Origin of the sequence: Nonomuraea ferruginea (assembly GCF_039540635.1) — a bacterium.
GTDB lineage: Bacteria > Actinomycetota > Actinomycetes > Streptosporangiales > Streptosporangiaceae > Nonomuraea > Nonomuraea ferruginea.
The window spans coordinates 238,194-254,462 of record NZ_BAABFD010000003.1 but is presented as its reverse complement, the minus strand read 5'-3'; the positions used below and the strand labels follow the sequence as shown (position 1 = coordinate 254,462).

The window sequence follows — 16,269 nt, the reverse complement described above, 5'->3', positions numbered from 1 at the left end:
CTCCCTCGTACGTCAGTCGGGACGCAGGGCGGATCTGAGGCGGCCCAGGAGGGTGCGGTCGGGGCCGGGGGCCGCCGGGGCCGGGATGGTGACTGGAGCCGGCGGCTGTTCCTTCGGCTGCGGCCAGTAACGGTCGGGGGAGACGCGGCGTACCCCATGGGTGGTGCCGACGACCGCGTCCGGGTCCTCGCACGGACCCGACAGGAGCAGGGCGCGGCCCAGCGCGGAGGTGCGCTCCAGCCGGGCCTCGCGGCCGTCCGGCAGGTCCACGACCAGCACGCCCGTCAGGTCCTTCTGCACCGTCTCGATCATGCGCTCCAGCGTGACCCGGTGCAGCGGCACCTCCACCGGCCCCCGGTAACGGAAGGGGATCGGCGCGGGTGTCGGCGCGGCCTCGTCGATGAGCCTGATCCGGTCGTCGTGGCCGAACAGGTCGCGCATCAGCCGCAGGTCGAAGTGCGGGTCCGCCAGCACTGACCGCCGTCCCTCGCGCAGCCGGGACCACGGCCCGACCAGCGTCACCACCACGTCGTGCAGCTTGCCGTCGAGCGCCGCCGAGACCGCGCGCCGCACGTCCTCCTCCGCGGCGCCCGTGACGTCCAGCACCACCTCCACGTACGGCACCAGCCACCGCCGCCCGCGGTCCTTGCGCAGGTCACGCCGGAGCGGGACGCGGTGCGCCAGGTACGGCTCGACGGCCCGCACGGCGCGCTCCCTGTCGCGGTGCTGCGCGGGCAGTCCCAGGTGGACGGCCCGCGCTCGCATCTCCGGCACGAAGACCACGCCGTGCATCGCCAGCCGGTAGGCGAACTCGGTGTCCTCGCCCCGCAGCACGTTCGGGTCCAGTCCGCCGACGGCGTGGAACACCTCGCGCGGGATGGCGACCGTCGGCCCCGTGCACACGTGGTACGGATTGCGGCTCTTGCGCAGCCCGTCGGTCTTGGCGATCGTCGCCTCGGTCGAGCTGGCCACCGCCGCGTCCAGGTCGAACAGCTCGTCCAGGCGCCGGGCGCCGAACACTTCGCGGGCGGTGAGCGGCGGCGCCTCGACGAACTTCTTCATGCCGATCGTGACCAGGTAGTCGGTCACGTGGTGCCAGCGGGCCATCGCCTCGATGTGCTCGCGGCAGGGCACCATGTCCGCGTCGAGCCGCTGGATGATCTCGCCGTCGGCGGCCTTGACGCCGGTGTTGACGGCGTTGGAGATGCCCCAGCCGCACTCCGGCCGCACGATCCTGGTGTTGGCCGGGCGGATCTCCGGCAGCACGATGGGCGGCTCGCTGCCGTCGTCGACGACCAGGACCTCCATGAGGTGGCCCGGGTACGTCTGCGCCGCCAGTGCGGCGAGCGTCAGCTCCAGGTGCGGCCCCCCGTGCGCGGGTATCACCACGCTCACGGACAGTGCCGGAGACCAGCAACCCAGCTCGGGTGGCAGCAAGGCCGAATAGTCGTTCTGCGGCAAAGCAGGACGCGCGTTCATGTGGATGACCCCCTGGCGAGACCCTATCGGGAGATGCTGGGAATTTGCTGAATAATGACGTTGCGCGACCCCACTTGTCAGGGTCTTGACAGCTCGCCCCCGCTCAGCACGCACACCCCGCCCACCCCGTACACTCGGTGCGGAACATCGCAGGTAGGGAGTCAAGCATGAGCAGGTCCTGGCGTGGCCTCATCGAGGAGTACCGCGAGCGTCTTCCGGTCACCCCCAAGACGCCCGTCATCACGCTGCTCGAAGGCGGCACGCCGCTGGTGCCCGCGCACCGCGTCTCCGCCCTGACGGGATGCGACGTCTACCTCAAGGTCGAGGGCGCCAACCCGACCGGCAGCTTCAAGGACCGCGGCATGACCATGGCCATCAGCAAGGCCGTGGAAGAGGGCGCCAAGGCCGTCATCTGCGCCTCCACCGGCAACACCTCCGCCTCGGCCGCCGCCTACGCCGTGCGCGCCGGTCTCACCTGCGCCGTCCTGGTGCCGCGCGGCAAGATCGCGATGGGCAAGCTCGCCCAGGCGCTCGTCCACGGCGCGACGCTGCTGCAGGTCGAGGGGTCGTTCGACGACTGCCTGGAGATGACGCGCAAGCTGTCGTCCAACTACCCGATCGCGCTGGTCAACTCCGTCAACCCGTTCCGCCTCCAGGGACAGAAGACGGCCGCCTTCGAGATCGTCGACGCGCTCGGCGACGCCCCCGACATCCACTGCATCCCGGTGGGCAACGCGGGCAACATCTCCGCCTACTGGATGGGCTACCAGGAGTACGCCGCGGACGGCCTGGCCGCCAGGCGGCCGCGCATGTTCGGCTTCCAGGCCAGCGGCGCCGCGCCCATCGTCGACGGCGCGCCCGTGTCCCACCCGCACACCATCGCCACCGCCATCCGCATCGGCAACCCCGCCTCCTGGCAGCTCGCCACGGCCGCCAGAGACGAGTCCGGCGGCCTGATCCACAAGGTGACCGACCGGCAGATCGCGGCCGCCTACAAGCTGCTGGCCCAGGAAGAGGGCGTCTTCGTCGAGCTGGCCTCGGCGGCCAGCGTGGCGGGCCTGCTCCAGGCGCACGCCGAAGGCCTCGTCGACCCGGGGCAGCGGATCGTCTGCACCGTCACGGGCAACGGGCTGAAGGACCCCGACTGGGCCATCTCCGGCGCGCCCGCCCCGATCACCATCCCCATCGACGTCCACGCCGCCGCCTCGGCGCTCAGCCTGGCCTGACCCTCGCGCGGCACGGTGCTCCCGCGTCCGGGTGGCGGTCGCGGGAGAAGAGGGATGGCATGACGGGGATGTGCGTGCGAGAGGCATGAAGAGCCTTCGCGTTCCGGGGGCCGCGTGGTCCGCGGGGAAAGGTGAGAAATGAGCACCGTCGAGGTACGCGTGCCCGCCACGTCCGCCAATCTCGGGCCGGGGTTCGACACGCTCGGGCTGGCGCTGACGCTGTACGACCACGTCGAGGCCACGCTCACCGACGAGCCCGGCGTGACGGTGGCCGTCGAGGGCGAGGGCGCGGGGACGGTCGACACCGGCGAGGGCAACCTGATCGTCAGGGTGATGCGCAGGACGTTCGACCGGATGGGCGTCCCCCAGCCGGCCGGGATCCGGCTGCGGTGCCGTAACCGGATCCCGCACGCGCGCGGGCTCGGCAGCTCGTCCGGCGCCATCTGCGCGGGCATCCTGGCCGCGCGGGCGCTGGGCGGCGGCGGGCTGAGCGACGACGCGGTGTACGCGCTCGCCACCGAGATCGAAGGCCACCCCGACAACGTCGCTCCGTGCCTGGCCGGCGGCCTGACGATCGCATGGAGCGAGCATGACGGAGCACCACGTATGGTGAAGCTGACGCCCGACGCGGGCATCCGCCCCGTCGCGATCGTTCCACCGGTACGACTGGACACGGAGACCGCTCGGGGGTTGCTGCCGAAGGACGTGCCCCACAAGGACGCCTCCTTCAACACCGGCCGGGCCGCGTTGCTGATCGCGGCGCTGACCCGACGTCCGGATCGGGAGCTGCTGCTCGCCGCCACCGAGGATCGTCTGCACCAGCCCTACCGCGCGCCTGCCATGCTGGAGAGCGCGGATCTGGTAGAACGGCTCCGTGCAGTGGGCGTGCCCGCCGTCGTTTCGGGAGCGGGTCCCACGGTCCTTGCGTTTTCGACATCGGATTCGCAGGATTTGATCGCGCCAGAAGTGGGTAGTGACTGGCACATCCAGCTAATGGACGTCGACCCAGTTGGTGCGAACGTTCAGTTCCCCGAGACACGCTGATGCCTCTCTAGACCTTCAGGGAATAGCCGTGTGCGCTGGTGATGTTAGGCTGATAGCCGCACCAGGTGCCCCCTTGTTGGGTGCGTGCTTGTCAGCCACACATCGTTGCATCATGCTTCACGTCGCGAGGCGTGAGCAGCGCGGCTGTCTCCCCGGAATCCGTCGCCTCCGGTTGGCCCACACCCGGTTGGCCCGACGTGAGGTGGCGACGACGGGGACTCGCGCGTTCGATCACCTCGACATCTGGTTGTCGGCAGCAATCTGGGGGGTGTCATCCACGCGCCACCGTCCTGTGGCGGCCTGGACGAGCCCCTCGCCAAGAGTGGCGACCGTCCCCAGCGGCGGCCGAAGATCGCAAACGTGCACCCCGACCCGGTCTGTCCCGCCGGATCGCAAGCACCTCCGGGACGCCCGGTCGAACGAAGCCGGGGCCCGACCCCTGGGAAGGACCTTTTAGTTGAGCGACACCACCGAACTCCTCTCCGACGCAACAGGCACATCTGCGGCGTCCGGCGACACCCCCACTCGCGCCGCGGCCAAGCCCCGCGCGCGTCGCTCCGGCACGGGCCTGTCGGCCAAGGTGCTGCCCGAGCTGCAGAAGATGGCTGCTGAGCTGGGCATCAGCGGGACCGGGCGGATGCGGAAGAGCCAGCTCATCGCGGCCATCCAGGAGAAGCAGGGTGGCGGTTCCGGAGAAGGCGCGGCGGCTCCCGCCGCCGAGGCGCCCGCCGCGGCCGACGCGGCGCCCGCCACGGAGCGACCCACCCGGACGCGCAGGGAACGCTCCCGCGCCAAGACCGCCGAAGAGCCCGCTCCGCAGGCCGCCGAGCCGGTGGCCGCCGCGGCCACCGTGACCGCGCCCGCCGAGCCCGTCGCGGCTCCGGCCGAGCCCGTCGTCGAGCAGCCCGCGCAGCCCGCTGCGGACGCCCATCAGGGCGACTCCCGTGGCGAGCGCGGTGAGAGCCGGCGCGAGCGCCGCAGCCGTGGCGAGCGCCGCGAACGCGGCAACGATCGCGGCGACCGTGGCAGTGACCGTGGCAGCGACCGCGGCAGCGACCGTGGCGGCGACCAGCGCGTCGCCGACTCGGGCAGCCGAGGCGACCAGCGCGGCGGCGACCAGCGGGGTAGTGACCAGCGCGGTAGCGACCAGCGTGGTAGTGACCAGCGCGGGGGCGACCAGCGCGGGGGCGACCAGCGGGGCGACGGCGACGACGACCGCGGTGGCCGTGGCCGCCGGGGCCGGTTCAGGGAGCGCAACCGCGGTCGCGGCCGTGACCGCTTCGACAGCAGCGAGCCCGTGATCGGCGAGGACGACGTCCTCATCCCGATCGCCGGCATACTCGACATCCTCGACAACTACGCCTTCGTGCGCACCAGCGGCTACCTGCCGGGCAGCAACGACGTGTACGTCTCGCTCGCCCAGATCCGCCGCAACGGCCTGCGCAAGGGCGACGTCGTCACCGGAGCCGTGCGCCAGCCGCGCGATGGCGAGCGACGCGAGAAGTTCAACGCCCTGGTCCGCCTCGACACCGTCAACGGCATGGACCCGGAGCAGGCCCGCAACCGGCCCGACTTCAACAAGCTGACCCCGCTCTACCCGCAGGAGCGCCTGCGCCTGGAGACCGAGCCGAACATCCTCACCACGCGGATCATCGACCTCGTCTCCCCGATCGGCAAGGGCCAGCGCGGTCTCATCGTCTCACCGCCGAAGGCCGGCAAGACGATGGTGCTGCAGGCGATCGCCAACGCGATCACCCACAACAACCCCGAGTGCCACCTCATGGTCGTCCTCGTCGACGAGCGGCCTGAAGAGGTCACCGACATGCAGCGTTCGGTCAAGGGCGAGGTCATCCACTCGACCTTCGACCGTCCCGCCGAAGATCACACCACGGTCGCGGAGCTGGCGATCGAGCGCGCGAAGCGCCTGGTGGAACTCGGCCATGACGTGGTCGTCCTGCTCGACTCGATCACCCGCCTCGGCCGTGCCTACAACCTGGCGGCCCCGGCGTCCGGGCGCATCCTGTCGGGTGGTGTCGACTCCACCGCCCTCTACCCGCCCAAGCGCTTCTTCGGCGCGGCCCGCAACATCGAGAACGGCGGCTCGCTGACGATCCTCGCCACGGCCCTGGTCGAGACCGGGTCCAAGATGGACGAGGTCATCTTCGAGGAGTTCAAGGGCACCGGCAACATGGAGCTCAAGCTCAACCGGTCCCTGGCCGACAAGCGCATCTTCCCCGCGGTGGACGTCGACGCGTCCGGCACCCGTAAGGAAGAGATCCTCATGGCGAGGGAAGAGCTCCAGATCGTCTGGAAGCTGCGCCGGGTGCTGCACGCGCTCGACATGCAGCAGGCGCTGGAACTGCTCCTTGACCGCATGAAGGAGACCAAGTCCAACGCGGAGTTCCTGCTCCAGGTGCAGAAGACCACGGTCAACAACGACCGCGACTAGCGGCTGACGCGCGACGGGCGGCGGGGGCGACCCCGCCGCCCGTTCCGTTTCTAGCGGACGTCCACGAGCCGCTGCGGCGACAGCGCGGCGCTGGTCCTGCTCGTGCCGGCCGACTTCACCTGGTAGTAGCCGTCCCTGCCGGCCTTGAAGGACCTGGTGTAGCGGCCGGTGGAGTTGGTGGTCGCGTATCCGGCGAGGCGATACTTCGCGGCGCCCACGGCCTTGAAAGAGATGCGGACCTTCTTGCGCTTGTACGGCCTGCCGTCGCGGTACACCTTGCCGTGCACGCGGAACCACCGGCCCTTGCCGACTCTCTTCGGCACGCCGACGGTGACCCTGGCGCCGGCCTTGGCCGGGGTGCCGGCGGCGGGTTTCGTGACGGTGAAGGAGAGCAGGCTCCTCAGCGTCTCGCCGCCGCGGGTGGCGTGCACCTGCAGCGTCCACTCGCCGGGCGGGCTGTGGTCGCCGAAGTACGTGACGCCGCGGTGGACGCCGTTCGACTCCCTGGCGAGGGTGCCGAGGTCGTAGTAGGCGGTGGAGCTCTCGGCGACCAGCTTGGCCGTGACCGTCTCCGAGCCCTTGACCTTGACCTCGACGCTCACCTTGACGTCCTTGCCCCTGACCAGCTTGACGGGGGAGGGGCTGACCGTCGCCCCGGTGATGGCCTGCCTGGCGGCGACCTGCACGGTGAGGTCGTTGGCCCGCGGGGCGCCGCCGCGCGTGACCTCGGCGGTCAGCCGCCACGCGCCCGCCGGGTCGCCGGGGGCGACGGTCCACTTCCCGGTGACGGTGGCCGAGCCGGGCCTGAGGTCGAACGTGACCCGGCGCCGCTGCTTGCCCGGCGGCAGGATCCAGCCGGTGACGCGCTCGACCGTGTCCGGGTCCTTCAGTTTGAGCGTCGCCCTGGCCTCCGCGTCGGCGTGGGCGGGCACGTACGCGACCGCCTGGACCTCCCCCGTGAAGTCCGGCACCGTGGAGACCCGCTCGTACCGCGTGCCGGCCTGCGCGGACGGCACCCCCGTGCCCGTGAGGAGCAGCGCCGCCCCCGTGGCGGCCGCGAGCAGCGACCGTGCCCTGCCTGTCATCTGATGACGTCCCCCGTCCGGTCGATGATGTGCGGGAGCCTAGTGTGACCGGCGGCGCGGGTCGTCATCAAGATCGGGTGGAATGCCTGGCGGCGCTGGACGGTTGAAGGATCTGGCACACTGGTAGCTGACCGATTTTCGCGGTACCGGCTCCCGCCCCTGCGCTCCGTCGCACCTTGTCTGGCGACCCGGCGACCGCACCCGAAAGGACAGCCATGAAGCGCGACATCCACCCTGACTATCACGTGACGCAGGTGACCTGCTCCTGCGGCAACACGTTCACCACCCGCAGCACCGCCAAGAACGGCGTGATCCACGCCGACGTCTGCTCTGCCTGCCACCCCTTCTACACCGGCAAGCAGAAGATCCTCGACACCGGCGGCCGGGTGGCGCGTTTCGAGAAGCGCTTCGGCAAGAAGGCCTCGGGCAAGTAGCTTCACCGACGCCGGCCCGACGCACGACCGTGCGGCGGGCCGGCGTTCTTGGTTCGAACACAGCCCACACACGAAGGACCCGACGGTGAACCTCGACGAGTTGCTCAAGGAATACTCCGAGCTGGAGCTGCAGCTCGCCGACCCCGCCGTGCACGCCGACCAGAGCAGGGCCCGCACGCTCGGCAGGCGCTACTCCCAGCTCACCCCCATCGTCGCCACCTACCGCGAGCTGGAGACGGCCCGCGACGACCTGACCGCGGCCAGGGAGCTGGCGGGCGAGGACGAGGGGTTCGCGGCCGAGGCGGCGGAGATCGAGGAGCGCATCCCCAAGCTCGAAGAACGGCTCAAACACCTGCTGATCCCGCGCGATCCCAACGATGACAAGGACATCATCATGGAGATCAAGGCGGGCGAGGGCGGTGAGGAGTCCGCGCTGTTCGCCGGCGACCTGCTGCGCATGTACCTCCGCTACGCCGAGCGGATCGGCTGGAAGACCGAGATCATCGACAGCCAGCCGTCCGACCTGGGCGGCTACAAGGACGTCACGGTCGCGATCAAGGCCAAGGGCGACGAGGGCGTGTGGTCCAGGCTCAAGTTCGAAGGCGGCGTCCACCGCGTGCAGCGGGTGCCCGTCACCGAGTCGCAGGGCCGCATCCACACCAGCGCCGCCGGCGTGCTCGTCTACCCGGAGGCCGAGGAGGTCGAGGTCCAGATCGACCCCAACGACCTGCGCATCGACGTCTACCGCTCCAGCGGCCCCGGCGGGCAGAGCGTCAACACCACCGACTCGGCTGTCCGCATCACCCACCTGCCGACCGGGGTGGTCGTCTCCTGCCAGAACGAGAAGAGCCAGCTGCAGAACAAGGAGTCGGCGCTGCGCATCCTGCGCGCCCGGCTGCTGGCCGTGGCGCAGGAGCAGGCCGACGCCGCCGCGCAGGCCGAACGCAAGTCGCAGGTGCGCACCGTCGACCGCTCCGAGCGGGTCCGCACGTACAACTTCCCGGAAAACCGCATCTCCGACCACCGCGTCGGCTTCAAGGCGTATAACCTCGACCAGGTTCTCGACGGTGAGCTCAACGCCGTCACCCAGTCCCTCATCGACGCCGAGATGGCGGAGAAGCTCGCACAACACTCATGACATTTCTGCTGGACGAGATCGCCCTCGCCACCGCCCGGCTGGCGGAGGCGGGTGTGCCGTCACCGCGCACCGACGCCGAGGAGATCGCGGCGTTCGTCCACGGCGTGCGCAGGAGCCAACTGCACGCCGTGAAGGACGCCGACTTCGACGCGCTGTTCTGGGAGGGCGTCGCGCGGCGTGAGGCCCGCGAGCCGCTCCAGCACATCACCGGCCGCGCCTACTTCCGCTACCTCGACCTTGAGGTCGGGCCGGGGGTCTTCGTGCCGCGCCCCGAGACCGAGGTGATGACCGGCTGGGCGATCGAGACGCTGCGCGAGATGGACGTGACCGCGCCGCTCGTCGTCGACCTCGGCACCGGCTCGGGCGCGATCGCCCTGTCGATCGCCCAGGAGGTGGCGCTGTCCGAGGTGCACGCCGTGGAGGTCGACCCCGACGCCTACACCTGGGCCAAGCGCAACATCTCCGAGCACGGCCAGGGCCGCACCCACCTGCACCCCGAGGACCTCGCCGCCGCCCTGCCCGAGCTGAACGGCAGGGTCGACCTGGTCATCTCCAACCCGCCGTACATCCCGCCCGGCGCGGTGCCGCGCGACCCCGAGGTGCGCGACTACGACCCGGTACGCGCCCTCTACGGCACCGGCGACGACGGGCTCGGCGAGGTGCGGGCGGTCGAGCTCACCGCGCGGCGCCTGCTGCGCCCCGGCGGCTGGGTCGCCGTCGAGCACGCCGACGAGCAGGGCAGGGATGTCTACCTGCAGTTCTCGGAAGACAACGGCTGGCGTGACGTACGGCTACGGCAGGATCTCACCCGCAGAGACCGATTCGTCACCGCCAGGCTGGGCCAGGACTAGGATGCACGCGAAGCGGCGCGGCCTTCTCCGGACGACGCCGAACATGACGGAAGGAGGAGGCCTCGTAGAGCGCCGCTCGCGAGCGGAGTGAGGCAATGAGACCGTGACAAAGCGCTTTGACTGCAGCGATCTCGAACAGCGGGCCGAGGGCCTGCGAGAGGCGGCCGCCGCCGTCCGGCGCGGCGAGCTCGTCGTGCTGCCCACCGACACGGTGTACGGGATCGGCGCCGACGCCTTCACCCCCGCCGCCGTCACCGCGCTGCTGGACGCCAAGGGCCGCGGCCGCGACATGCCGCCGCCCGTCCTCGTCGGCACCGTACGGGCGGCCAACGCGCTCGTCGAGGACCTCGGACCGTACGGGCAGGACCTGATCGACGCGTTCTGGCCGGGGCCGCTGACCATCGTCTGCAAGGCGAACCGCGCCCTGTCGTGGGACCTCGGCGACACCAAGGGCACGGTCGCGCTGCGCATGCCGCTCCACCCGGTGGCGCTCGACCTGCTCAAGGAGACCGGCCCGATGGCCGTCTCCAGCGCCAACCGCTCGGGCATGGCGGCCGCCGCCACCGCGGCGGAGGCGGAGGAGCAGCTCGGCGACTCGGTCGCGGTCTACCTCGACGGCGGCAAGACCACCGACAACACCCCGTCGTCGATCCTCGACCTGACCACCGCCGTGCCCCGGCTCCTGCGCCGCGGCGCCATCCCGGTCGAGAAGCTGCGCGGCATCATCGGGTACGTCGCGACCGACGGCTGACCGATACCGTCTGCTTATCCCGCCTGCGCGGTGGGTGGTGGCGAGAATACGGTGGGCCCGGGAGCTAGCGACGTCCGGGAGTGGCCCATGGGCAAGTTCGACGGCATGGATCCCCAGCTGGTCCGCGAGCTGCTGGCGGAGACGAAACAGGCGGCCGTCGAGCTGCGCGAGGTGGAGGGGCGCGTCTCGCAGATCATGTCCAGGGCGGGCCTCGCGACCCAGACCACCCATCGGCCCGTCCAGGTGGCGGACTCCGCGGACCGGATGGTCAAGGACGTCTCCGCCCGGCTGGACCTCCTTGAGAAGCGCGCCGCCGGCGAGTCCCCTTCTGGCGACTCCCGCCGCACGGATCCTCCCACCGACAAACCAGGCACTGACCAGAAGCCCGACAAATCCAACCCAGACACGGACGCCCGCGACGGGAAGCCGGACGGGAACGTGCGGGACGGGAAACCCGATGGGGGCAAGCCGGACGCGGACGCGCGGGGCGACAAGCCCGATGGGGGCAAGCCGGACGCTGACAGCCGCGGCGAGAAGCCGGACGCGGATGCGCGGGGCGAGAAGCCGGATGGGGGCAAGCCTGACGCGGGTACGCCTGAGGAGAAGCCGGACGCCGACGCTCGTGGTGAGAAACCGGATGTGGATCGGCCCGAGGCCAAGCCCGGTGAGGACGGGAAGTGTGACGACGGCGCCACGGCCCGAGAGGACAAGCCCGTTACCGGTACCCCCGAGGAGAAGCCAGACGCCGACGCTCGCGGTGAGAAGCCCGATGTCGGTACTCCTGAGGAGAAGCCGGACGCCGATGCCCGCGGTGAGAAGCCGGATGCGGATCGGCCTGAGGCCAAGCCCGGTGAGGACGGGAAGTGTGACGACGGCGTCCCGGGACGAGAGGACAAGCCCGACGTCGGTACTCCTGAGGAGAAGCCGGATGCCGACGCTCGTGGTGAGAAGCCCGACGCGGATACAGGCGAGAAGCCGGACGCGATAGGCCAGGAGAAGCCGGACGCGGACCGGTCCGAGACGAAGCCCGGGGAGGATGGCCGACGGGACGGGGCGTGCGATGGTGAGCCCGGGACCCAGAAGCCTGATGCCGGTGGACAGCGGGACGGAAACACCCAGGGCATCGCCGACACCCCCCGTAAGGATCACCCGGACGACATCGAGACCGGCAGGCCAAAGGTCGTCGAGATCGACGGGGTCAAGGTGGTCCAGGTGCCCATCGACCCGCCCACCGCGAAGGAGCTGGAGAGTCTCCTGGAGAACCTCGACCAGGTCCAGCCGGCCGACACGCCCTCCGTCGGCGGCCCCTGCGACGACGGCACCTCCCAGGACACCCGCCCACCGGATCAGGGACGCGCGACGCCCGACGAGGGACGGACGACGCCAGATCAGGGACGCGCCACGCCCGACGAGGGACGCGCCACGCCCGATCAAGAACGTACGACGCCTGACGAGGGGCGCACGACGCCCGACCAGGGACGCGCGACGCCCGACACGCCTGGGACCGGCCAGGATGCCCCCTCAAGGGGTGGCGACGCCGGGCTGGTCGTTCCACCCACCCCACCCCCCGATGACGCCGCCACGGCCGCTGTGAGCGCCAGCGCTCCGCCGCCTGACGGCGCCGTCTCGTCCGGCGACGGTTCGCGTACCGAGGGCGCGGTCTCGTACGACGCAGGCTCCCGTCGTGACGATGCGGTCTCGCACGGCCAGGGCTCGCGTCCGGACGGTGGTGTCTCGTATGGAGAGGGTTCACGTACCGAGGGCGCGGTCTCGTACGGGCAAGGCTTGAGCCGTGACGACGTTGTCTCGTACGGCGAGGGCTCGCGACCCGAGAGCGCGGTCTCGTACGGCGAGGGTTCACGTACCGGCGGCAGCGTCTCGTACGGCGAGGGGTTAGCCCGTGACGGCGTTGTCTCGTACGGAGAGGGCTCACGTACCGAGGGCGCGGGCTCGTACGGCGAGGGTTTGCGGCCGGGTGTGGTGGCGGGGGAGGGTGCGGCGCCGAGTGAGGAGGAGTTGCGGGAGCTCATCGCGCGGGCCGCGGGCGTTCCGCCCATGGAGATGCCGTCCGTCGGGGTGGCGGAGGGGGAGTGGGGCCCGGGGGCCGACGGTCCGCCGGGGCAGATCGAGCCCGGTGGTCCGCGGCGAGGCGATGACGATGGGAGGAGTGCCTGATGTACGTGGATCCGCCCGCGCCGCGGCCCCGTGAGCTGGGGGAGATGCCGCCCGCCACCGCGACCGGTCCGCTCGACGAGCAGCCGCGGGTGTGGGAGTTCAACCCTGAGTACCAGCGGCTGGTCACCGCATGGCAGGAGGCCCTGCCCCTGCTCGACAAGCTGTCCAAGGCCCTGGACAAGCCCTACGCCAAGGCCAGGAGCCCGCAGACCTGGGACGCCCCGGTGGGCTCGCGCTACGTCGAGGACATCGGCCAGTGGCGCACCAGGCTCGGCCTCTACCGTCAGGCCGTGCTCACGGCCATCAGCGACGAGGCCGCCGACACGCCCCGGTGGATCCCGGCTCCGGCGGGGGCGCCGCACGCCTTCTCCTGAGAAGGAATGCCAAACTAGGGCAAAGGGGTACGCCGCCGTACAGTGGGGGTCATGGGCGCAGGACCCTTCTACGGTCCGGGCTTCGGGCTCCTGGAGGAGCGGGACCCGGAGGTGGCCGCGCTGCTGCTCGACGAGGTCGAGCGGGTGCGCGGCGGCCTCCAGCTCATCGCCAGCGAGAACTTCGCCTCACCCGCCGTGCTGGCCGCCCTCGGCTCCACGCTGAGCAACAAGTACGCGGAGGGCTACCCGGGCGGCCGCTACTACGGCGGGTGCGAGGTCGTCGACCGGGCCGAGCGGCTGGCCGTCAAGCGGGCGCGCGAGCTGTTCGGCGCCGAGCACGCCAACGTGCAGCCGCATTCGGGCGCGTCCGCCAACCTGGCCGCCTACGCTGCGCTGCTGCAGCCGGGTGACCGGATGCTGGCCATGGCGTTGCCGCACGGCGGCCATCTCACGCACGGCTCGCGGGCCAACTTCTCCGGCCGGTGGTTCGACGTGGCCTCGTACGGGGTGCGGCGCGACACGGAGCTGATCGACTACGACGAGGTCAGGGACCTGGCGCTGCGGCACCAGCCCAAGCTCATCGTGTGCGGGGCGACCGCCTATCCGCGGCTGATCGACTTCGGGGTGTTCCGGGGGATCGCCGACGAGGTGGGGGCGTGGCTGATGGCGGACGTGGCGCACCCGATGGGGCTGATCGCGGCCCGCGCCATCCCGTCCCCGGTCCCGGAGGCGGACGTCGTCACCTTCACCACCCACAAGACGCTGCGCGGACCGCGCGGCGGCGGCATCCTGTGCACCGCCGAGCTGGCCGCGCGGATCGACCGGGCGGTGTTCCCGTTCACGCAGGGCGGGCCGATGATGCACGCGGTGGCGGCCAAGGCGGTGGCGTTCGGGGAGGCGCTGCGGCCGGAGTTCGCCGGCTACGCCCGGCAGGTGATCGCCAACGCGCGGGCGCTGAGCGAGGCGCTGGCGGAGGCGGGCATGCGGCCGGTCACCGGCGGCACGGACACCCACCTGGCGCTGATCGACGTGCGCGGGCTGGGCGTCACCGGCGCCGAGGCCGAGCTCAGGTGCGCCGCGGCCGGCATCACCCTCAACCGGAACGCGATACCGTACGACCCCGAACCGCCGCGCGTGACCTCGGGCGTCCGGGTCGGCACGCCGTGCGTCACCACCCAGGGCCTGGAGCCCCGGGATCTGCGGGAGGTCGGGGCGCTGGTGGCCCGCGCGGTGCGCGACCAGGAGTCGGCCGCGGACGTCAGGGACAAGGTGACGGCGCTGCTGGGCATACATCAGCCTTATATGGACCAATAATAAGCTGGTCTGTGTCGTTTTCCGGTCACAGCCGGCCGGAGCATCCGGGAAACTAGGTCCGTGCGCGAATACCTGTTCATGGCGCTCATCGCGGCAGCGGTGACCTATCTGCTGGTCCCTCTGGTGCGCCGCTTCGCCATCCGCATCGGCGCGGCCCCCGAGATCCGTGATCGTGACGTGCACACCACGCCCACGCCCCGGCTGGGCGGCCTGGCGATGTACGGGGGTCTGGTCGTCGGGCTGCTGGTGGCCGCCCAGCTGACCAACACCGGCAAGGCGCTGGCCGGCACCGCCGCCGAGCCGGTCGTGGCCCTGATCCTGGCGGGCGGCCTGATCACGGTGACCGGCTTCCTGGACGACTGGTGGGGGATGGACCCCTTCATCAAGCTGGCCGGGCAGATCGCCGCCGCCGGGGTGCTGGTCCACTTCGAGCTGAGACTGACCTACATCCCGCTGCCGAAGGACTGGGGCGGCTCCACCAGCCTCGACTACACGCTGAGCGCGATCATCACGATCCTCGTGGTGGTGGTGGCGATCAACGCGGTCAACTTCGTCGACGGGCTCGACGGGCTCGCGGCCGGCATCGTGTGCATCGCCGCCATGGCGACCTGGGCCTACTCCATCTACCTCGGGCAGAACATCAGCGGTGACCGCATCACCACCACCGCCGCCATCTCCGCCGTGCTCATCGGGGCCTGCATCGGCTTCCTGCCGCACAACTTCCACCCGGCCAAGATCTTCATGGGCGACACCGGCGCGATGCTGATCGGGCTGGTGCTGGCCTCGTCGCTCGTCACCGTGATGCCGGTGGACCCGTCGGTCATCGAGGGCATCAACCGGTTCGGCGTGCTGCTGCCCCTGCTGGTGCCGGCCGCGGTCCTGGTGCTCCCGCTCATCGATCTGATAACGGCCGTGGTGCGCCGCACCTCCTACGGGATGTCGCCGTTCGCGCCCGACCGCGGTCACCTGCACCACCGGCTGATGGACATCGGCCACTCCCACCGGCAGTCCGTGATGATCATGTACGCGTGGACGTTCCTGTTCGCGTTCGGCATCTTCGCGATGTCCGTGGTCACGGTGCCGGTGCTGGCGTTCCCGGTGGTCATCCTGCTGGCCCTGGGCGTGCTGGTGCTGATGGCGCTGCCGCGCTGGCGGGGCAGAGGCGGCGCGCACACCTCGCGGGGCAAGCCGTCGAGCGACGACGACGACGGCCCGCCCACCGGCCCGATGCCGCCGGTCCGGCCCGACGCCGAGTTCCGGCGGCCGGTGCCGCCGCCCGGCCCGCCGCGGGAGCGGCCGAGCACCGATCCGAACTCGGTCATTCCCATCTATCCGGGCCGATCGTGATCGCGAACTAGAAACGGCAGGTAAAAGCAGCCTTCCGTGAGCTTGTGATATCTTTCACGAGCAGGGCCTCCAGATTTTCGTGTTCTGGAGGTAGCAAACGCTCGCTTGATAACTCGCGATGGAGCACCGATGCAGGCCAACGACGTGCGCGTACTGAAAAGCGCCGCGCTTCCCACCCTCGGGGTCGGAGTCGTCGCGCTGGCCGCGGCCACCATCCTGGCCGGTGGCAAAGGAGCGCTCGGCGCGGCCATCGGCGTGCTCCTGGTGATGGTCTTCTTCAGCGTCAGCGTGGTGGCCGTGTCGTACGCGGCCCGCGTCTCGCCCCAGCTGATGGCCATCGCCGCGATGGGCAGCTACCTCGTGAAGGTCATCGTCATCATGCTGATGCTGGCCACCTTCGGCGACACCACGCTGTGGAACTCGCAGGCTTTCGCCTGGACCGTGGTGGTCGGCACGATCGTGTGGACGGCCTTCGAGGTCCGCGCCTTCCTCAAGACCAAGATGCTGTACGTCGACCCCGACGCCAAGGTCCCCGGGCACGGCGACTGATGAGCCTGGTAAAACACGGGGTCCGATATGACTAGTCCTCTGCCCGCCTGCTA

Annotated in this window: 14 protein-coding genes; 12 read left to right on the top strand and 2 right to left on the bottom strand. The window is 70.8% G+C overall.

Going from position 1 to position 16,269, the window contains the following annotated elements:
• Positions 1-12 precede the first annotated feature (12 nt).
• On the bottom strand, positions 13-1,395 hold the full coding sequence (locus tag ABD999_RS07875; protein ID WP_271275439.1) for a glycosyltransferase family 2 protein: 1,383 nt from the start codon (positions 1,393-1,395) through the stop codon (positions 13-15).
• Positions 1,396-1,646: 251 nt separating this feature from the next.
• Between ABD999_RS07875 and thrC the strand changes: the two genes are divergently transcribed.
• The 3 genes from thrC (at position 1,647) to rho (ending at position 6,198) form a co-directional block, all read left to right on the top strand.
• Entirely contained in the window at positions 1,647-2,705 is a 1,059-nt protein-coding gene (thrC, locus tag ABD999_RS07870; protein WP_148033928.1) for a threonine synthase, read from the top strand.
• Positions 2,706-2,843: 138 nt separating this feature from the next.
• Positions 2,844-3,749, top strand: a complete 906-nt coding sequence (gene thrB / locus ABD999_RS07865) for a homoserine kinase (RefSeq protein ID WP_219551283.1) — start codon at positions 2,844-2,846, stop codon at positions 3,747-3,749.
• Positions 3,750-4,206: 457 nt separating this feature from the next.
• Positions 4,207-6,198 (top strand): transcription termination factor Rho, encoded by a 1,992-nt coding sequence (rho, locus tag ABD999_RS07860; protein ID WP_271275438.1) that lies wholly within the window; start codon positions 4,207-4,209, stop codon positions 6,196-6,198.
• A gap of 50 nt (positions 6,199-6,248) precedes the next feature.
• Here the strand turns inward: rho and ABD999_RS07855 are convergent, their stop codons facing one another.
• Positions 6,249-7,283, bottom strand: a complete 1,035-nt coding sequence (locus ABD999_RS07855; protein WP_271275437.1) for a hypothetical protein — start codon at positions 7,281-7,283, stop codon at positions 6,249-6,251.
• 215 nt (positions 7,284-7,498) lie between these two features.
• On the opposite strand from ABD999_RS07855, the gene rpmE reads away from it, so the two are divergent.
• From rpmE to ABD999_RS07810, 9 genes are all read left to right on the top strand, one after another.
• Positions 7,499-7,717, top strand: a complete 219-nt coding sequence (rpmE, locus tag ABD999_RS07850; protein ID WP_148033924.1) for a 50S ribosomal protein L31 — start codon at positions 7,499-7,501, stop codon at positions 7,715-7,717.
• An 85-nt stretch (positions 7,718-7,802) separates the two neighbouring features.
• Positions 7,803-8,855, top strand: coding sequence for a peptide chain release factor 1 (prfA, locus tag ABD999_RS07845; protein WP_148033923.1), 1,053 nt, complete (start codon positions 7,803-7,805; stop codon positions 8,853-8,855).
• Positions 8,852-9,706 (top strand): peptide chain release factor N(5)-glutamine methyltransferase, encoded by an 855-nt coding sequence (gene prmC, locus ABD999_RS07840; protein ID WP_219551045.1) that lies wholly within the window; start codon positions 8,852-8,854, stop codon positions 9,704-9,706. The genes prfA and prmC overlap by 4 nt, the downstream gene beginning before the upstream one ends.
• 103 nt (positions 9,707-9,809) lie before the next feature.
• The gene (locus tag ABD999_RS07835) at positions 9,810-10,457 is read left to right on the top strand and encodes an L-threonylcarbamoyladenylate synthase (protein WP_148033921.1); all 648 of its coding nucleotides are present in this window, start codon (positions 9,810-9,812) and stop codon (positions 10,455-10,457) included.
• A gap of 87 nt (positions 10,458-10,544) precedes the next feature.
• On the top strand, positions 10,545-12,632 hold the full coding sequence (locus ABD999_RS07830; RefSeq protein ID WP_345482638.1) for a hypothetical protein: 2,088 nt from the start codon (positions 10,545-10,547) through the stop codon (positions 12,630-12,632).
• Positions 12,632-13,006: a hypothetical protein gene (locus ABD999_RS07825; protein WP_148033919.1), complete on the top strand. Its 375-nt coding sequence runs from the start codon at positions 12,632-12,634 to the stop codon at positions 13,004-13,006. The genes ABD999_RS07830 and ABD999_RS07825 overlap by 1 nt, the downstream gene beginning before the upstream one ends.
• A 51-nt stretch (positions 13,007-13,057) precedes the next feature.
• Positions 13,058-14,320, top strand: a complete 1,263-nt coding sequence (locus ABD999_RS07820) for a serine hydroxymethyltransferase (protein ID WP_271280217.1) — start codon at positions 13,058-13,060, stop codon at positions 14,318-14,320.
• A gap of 60 nt (positions 14,321-14,380) precedes the next feature.
• Positions 14,381-15,667 (top strand): glycosyltransferase family 4 protein, encoded by a 1,287-nt coding sequence (locus ABD999_RS07815; RefSeq protein ID WP_219551051.1) that lies wholly within the window; start codon positions 14,381-14,383, stop codon positions 15,665-15,667.
• A 129-nt stretch (positions 15,668-15,796) separates the two neighbouring features.
• Positions 15,797-16,216, top strand: a complete 420-nt coding sequence (locus ABD999_RS07810; RefSeq protein WP_148033917.1) for a Cg1360 family ATP-synthase-associated protein — start codon at positions 15,797-15,799, stop codon at positions 16,214-16,216.
• Positions 16,217-16,269: the final 53 nt, after the last annotated feature.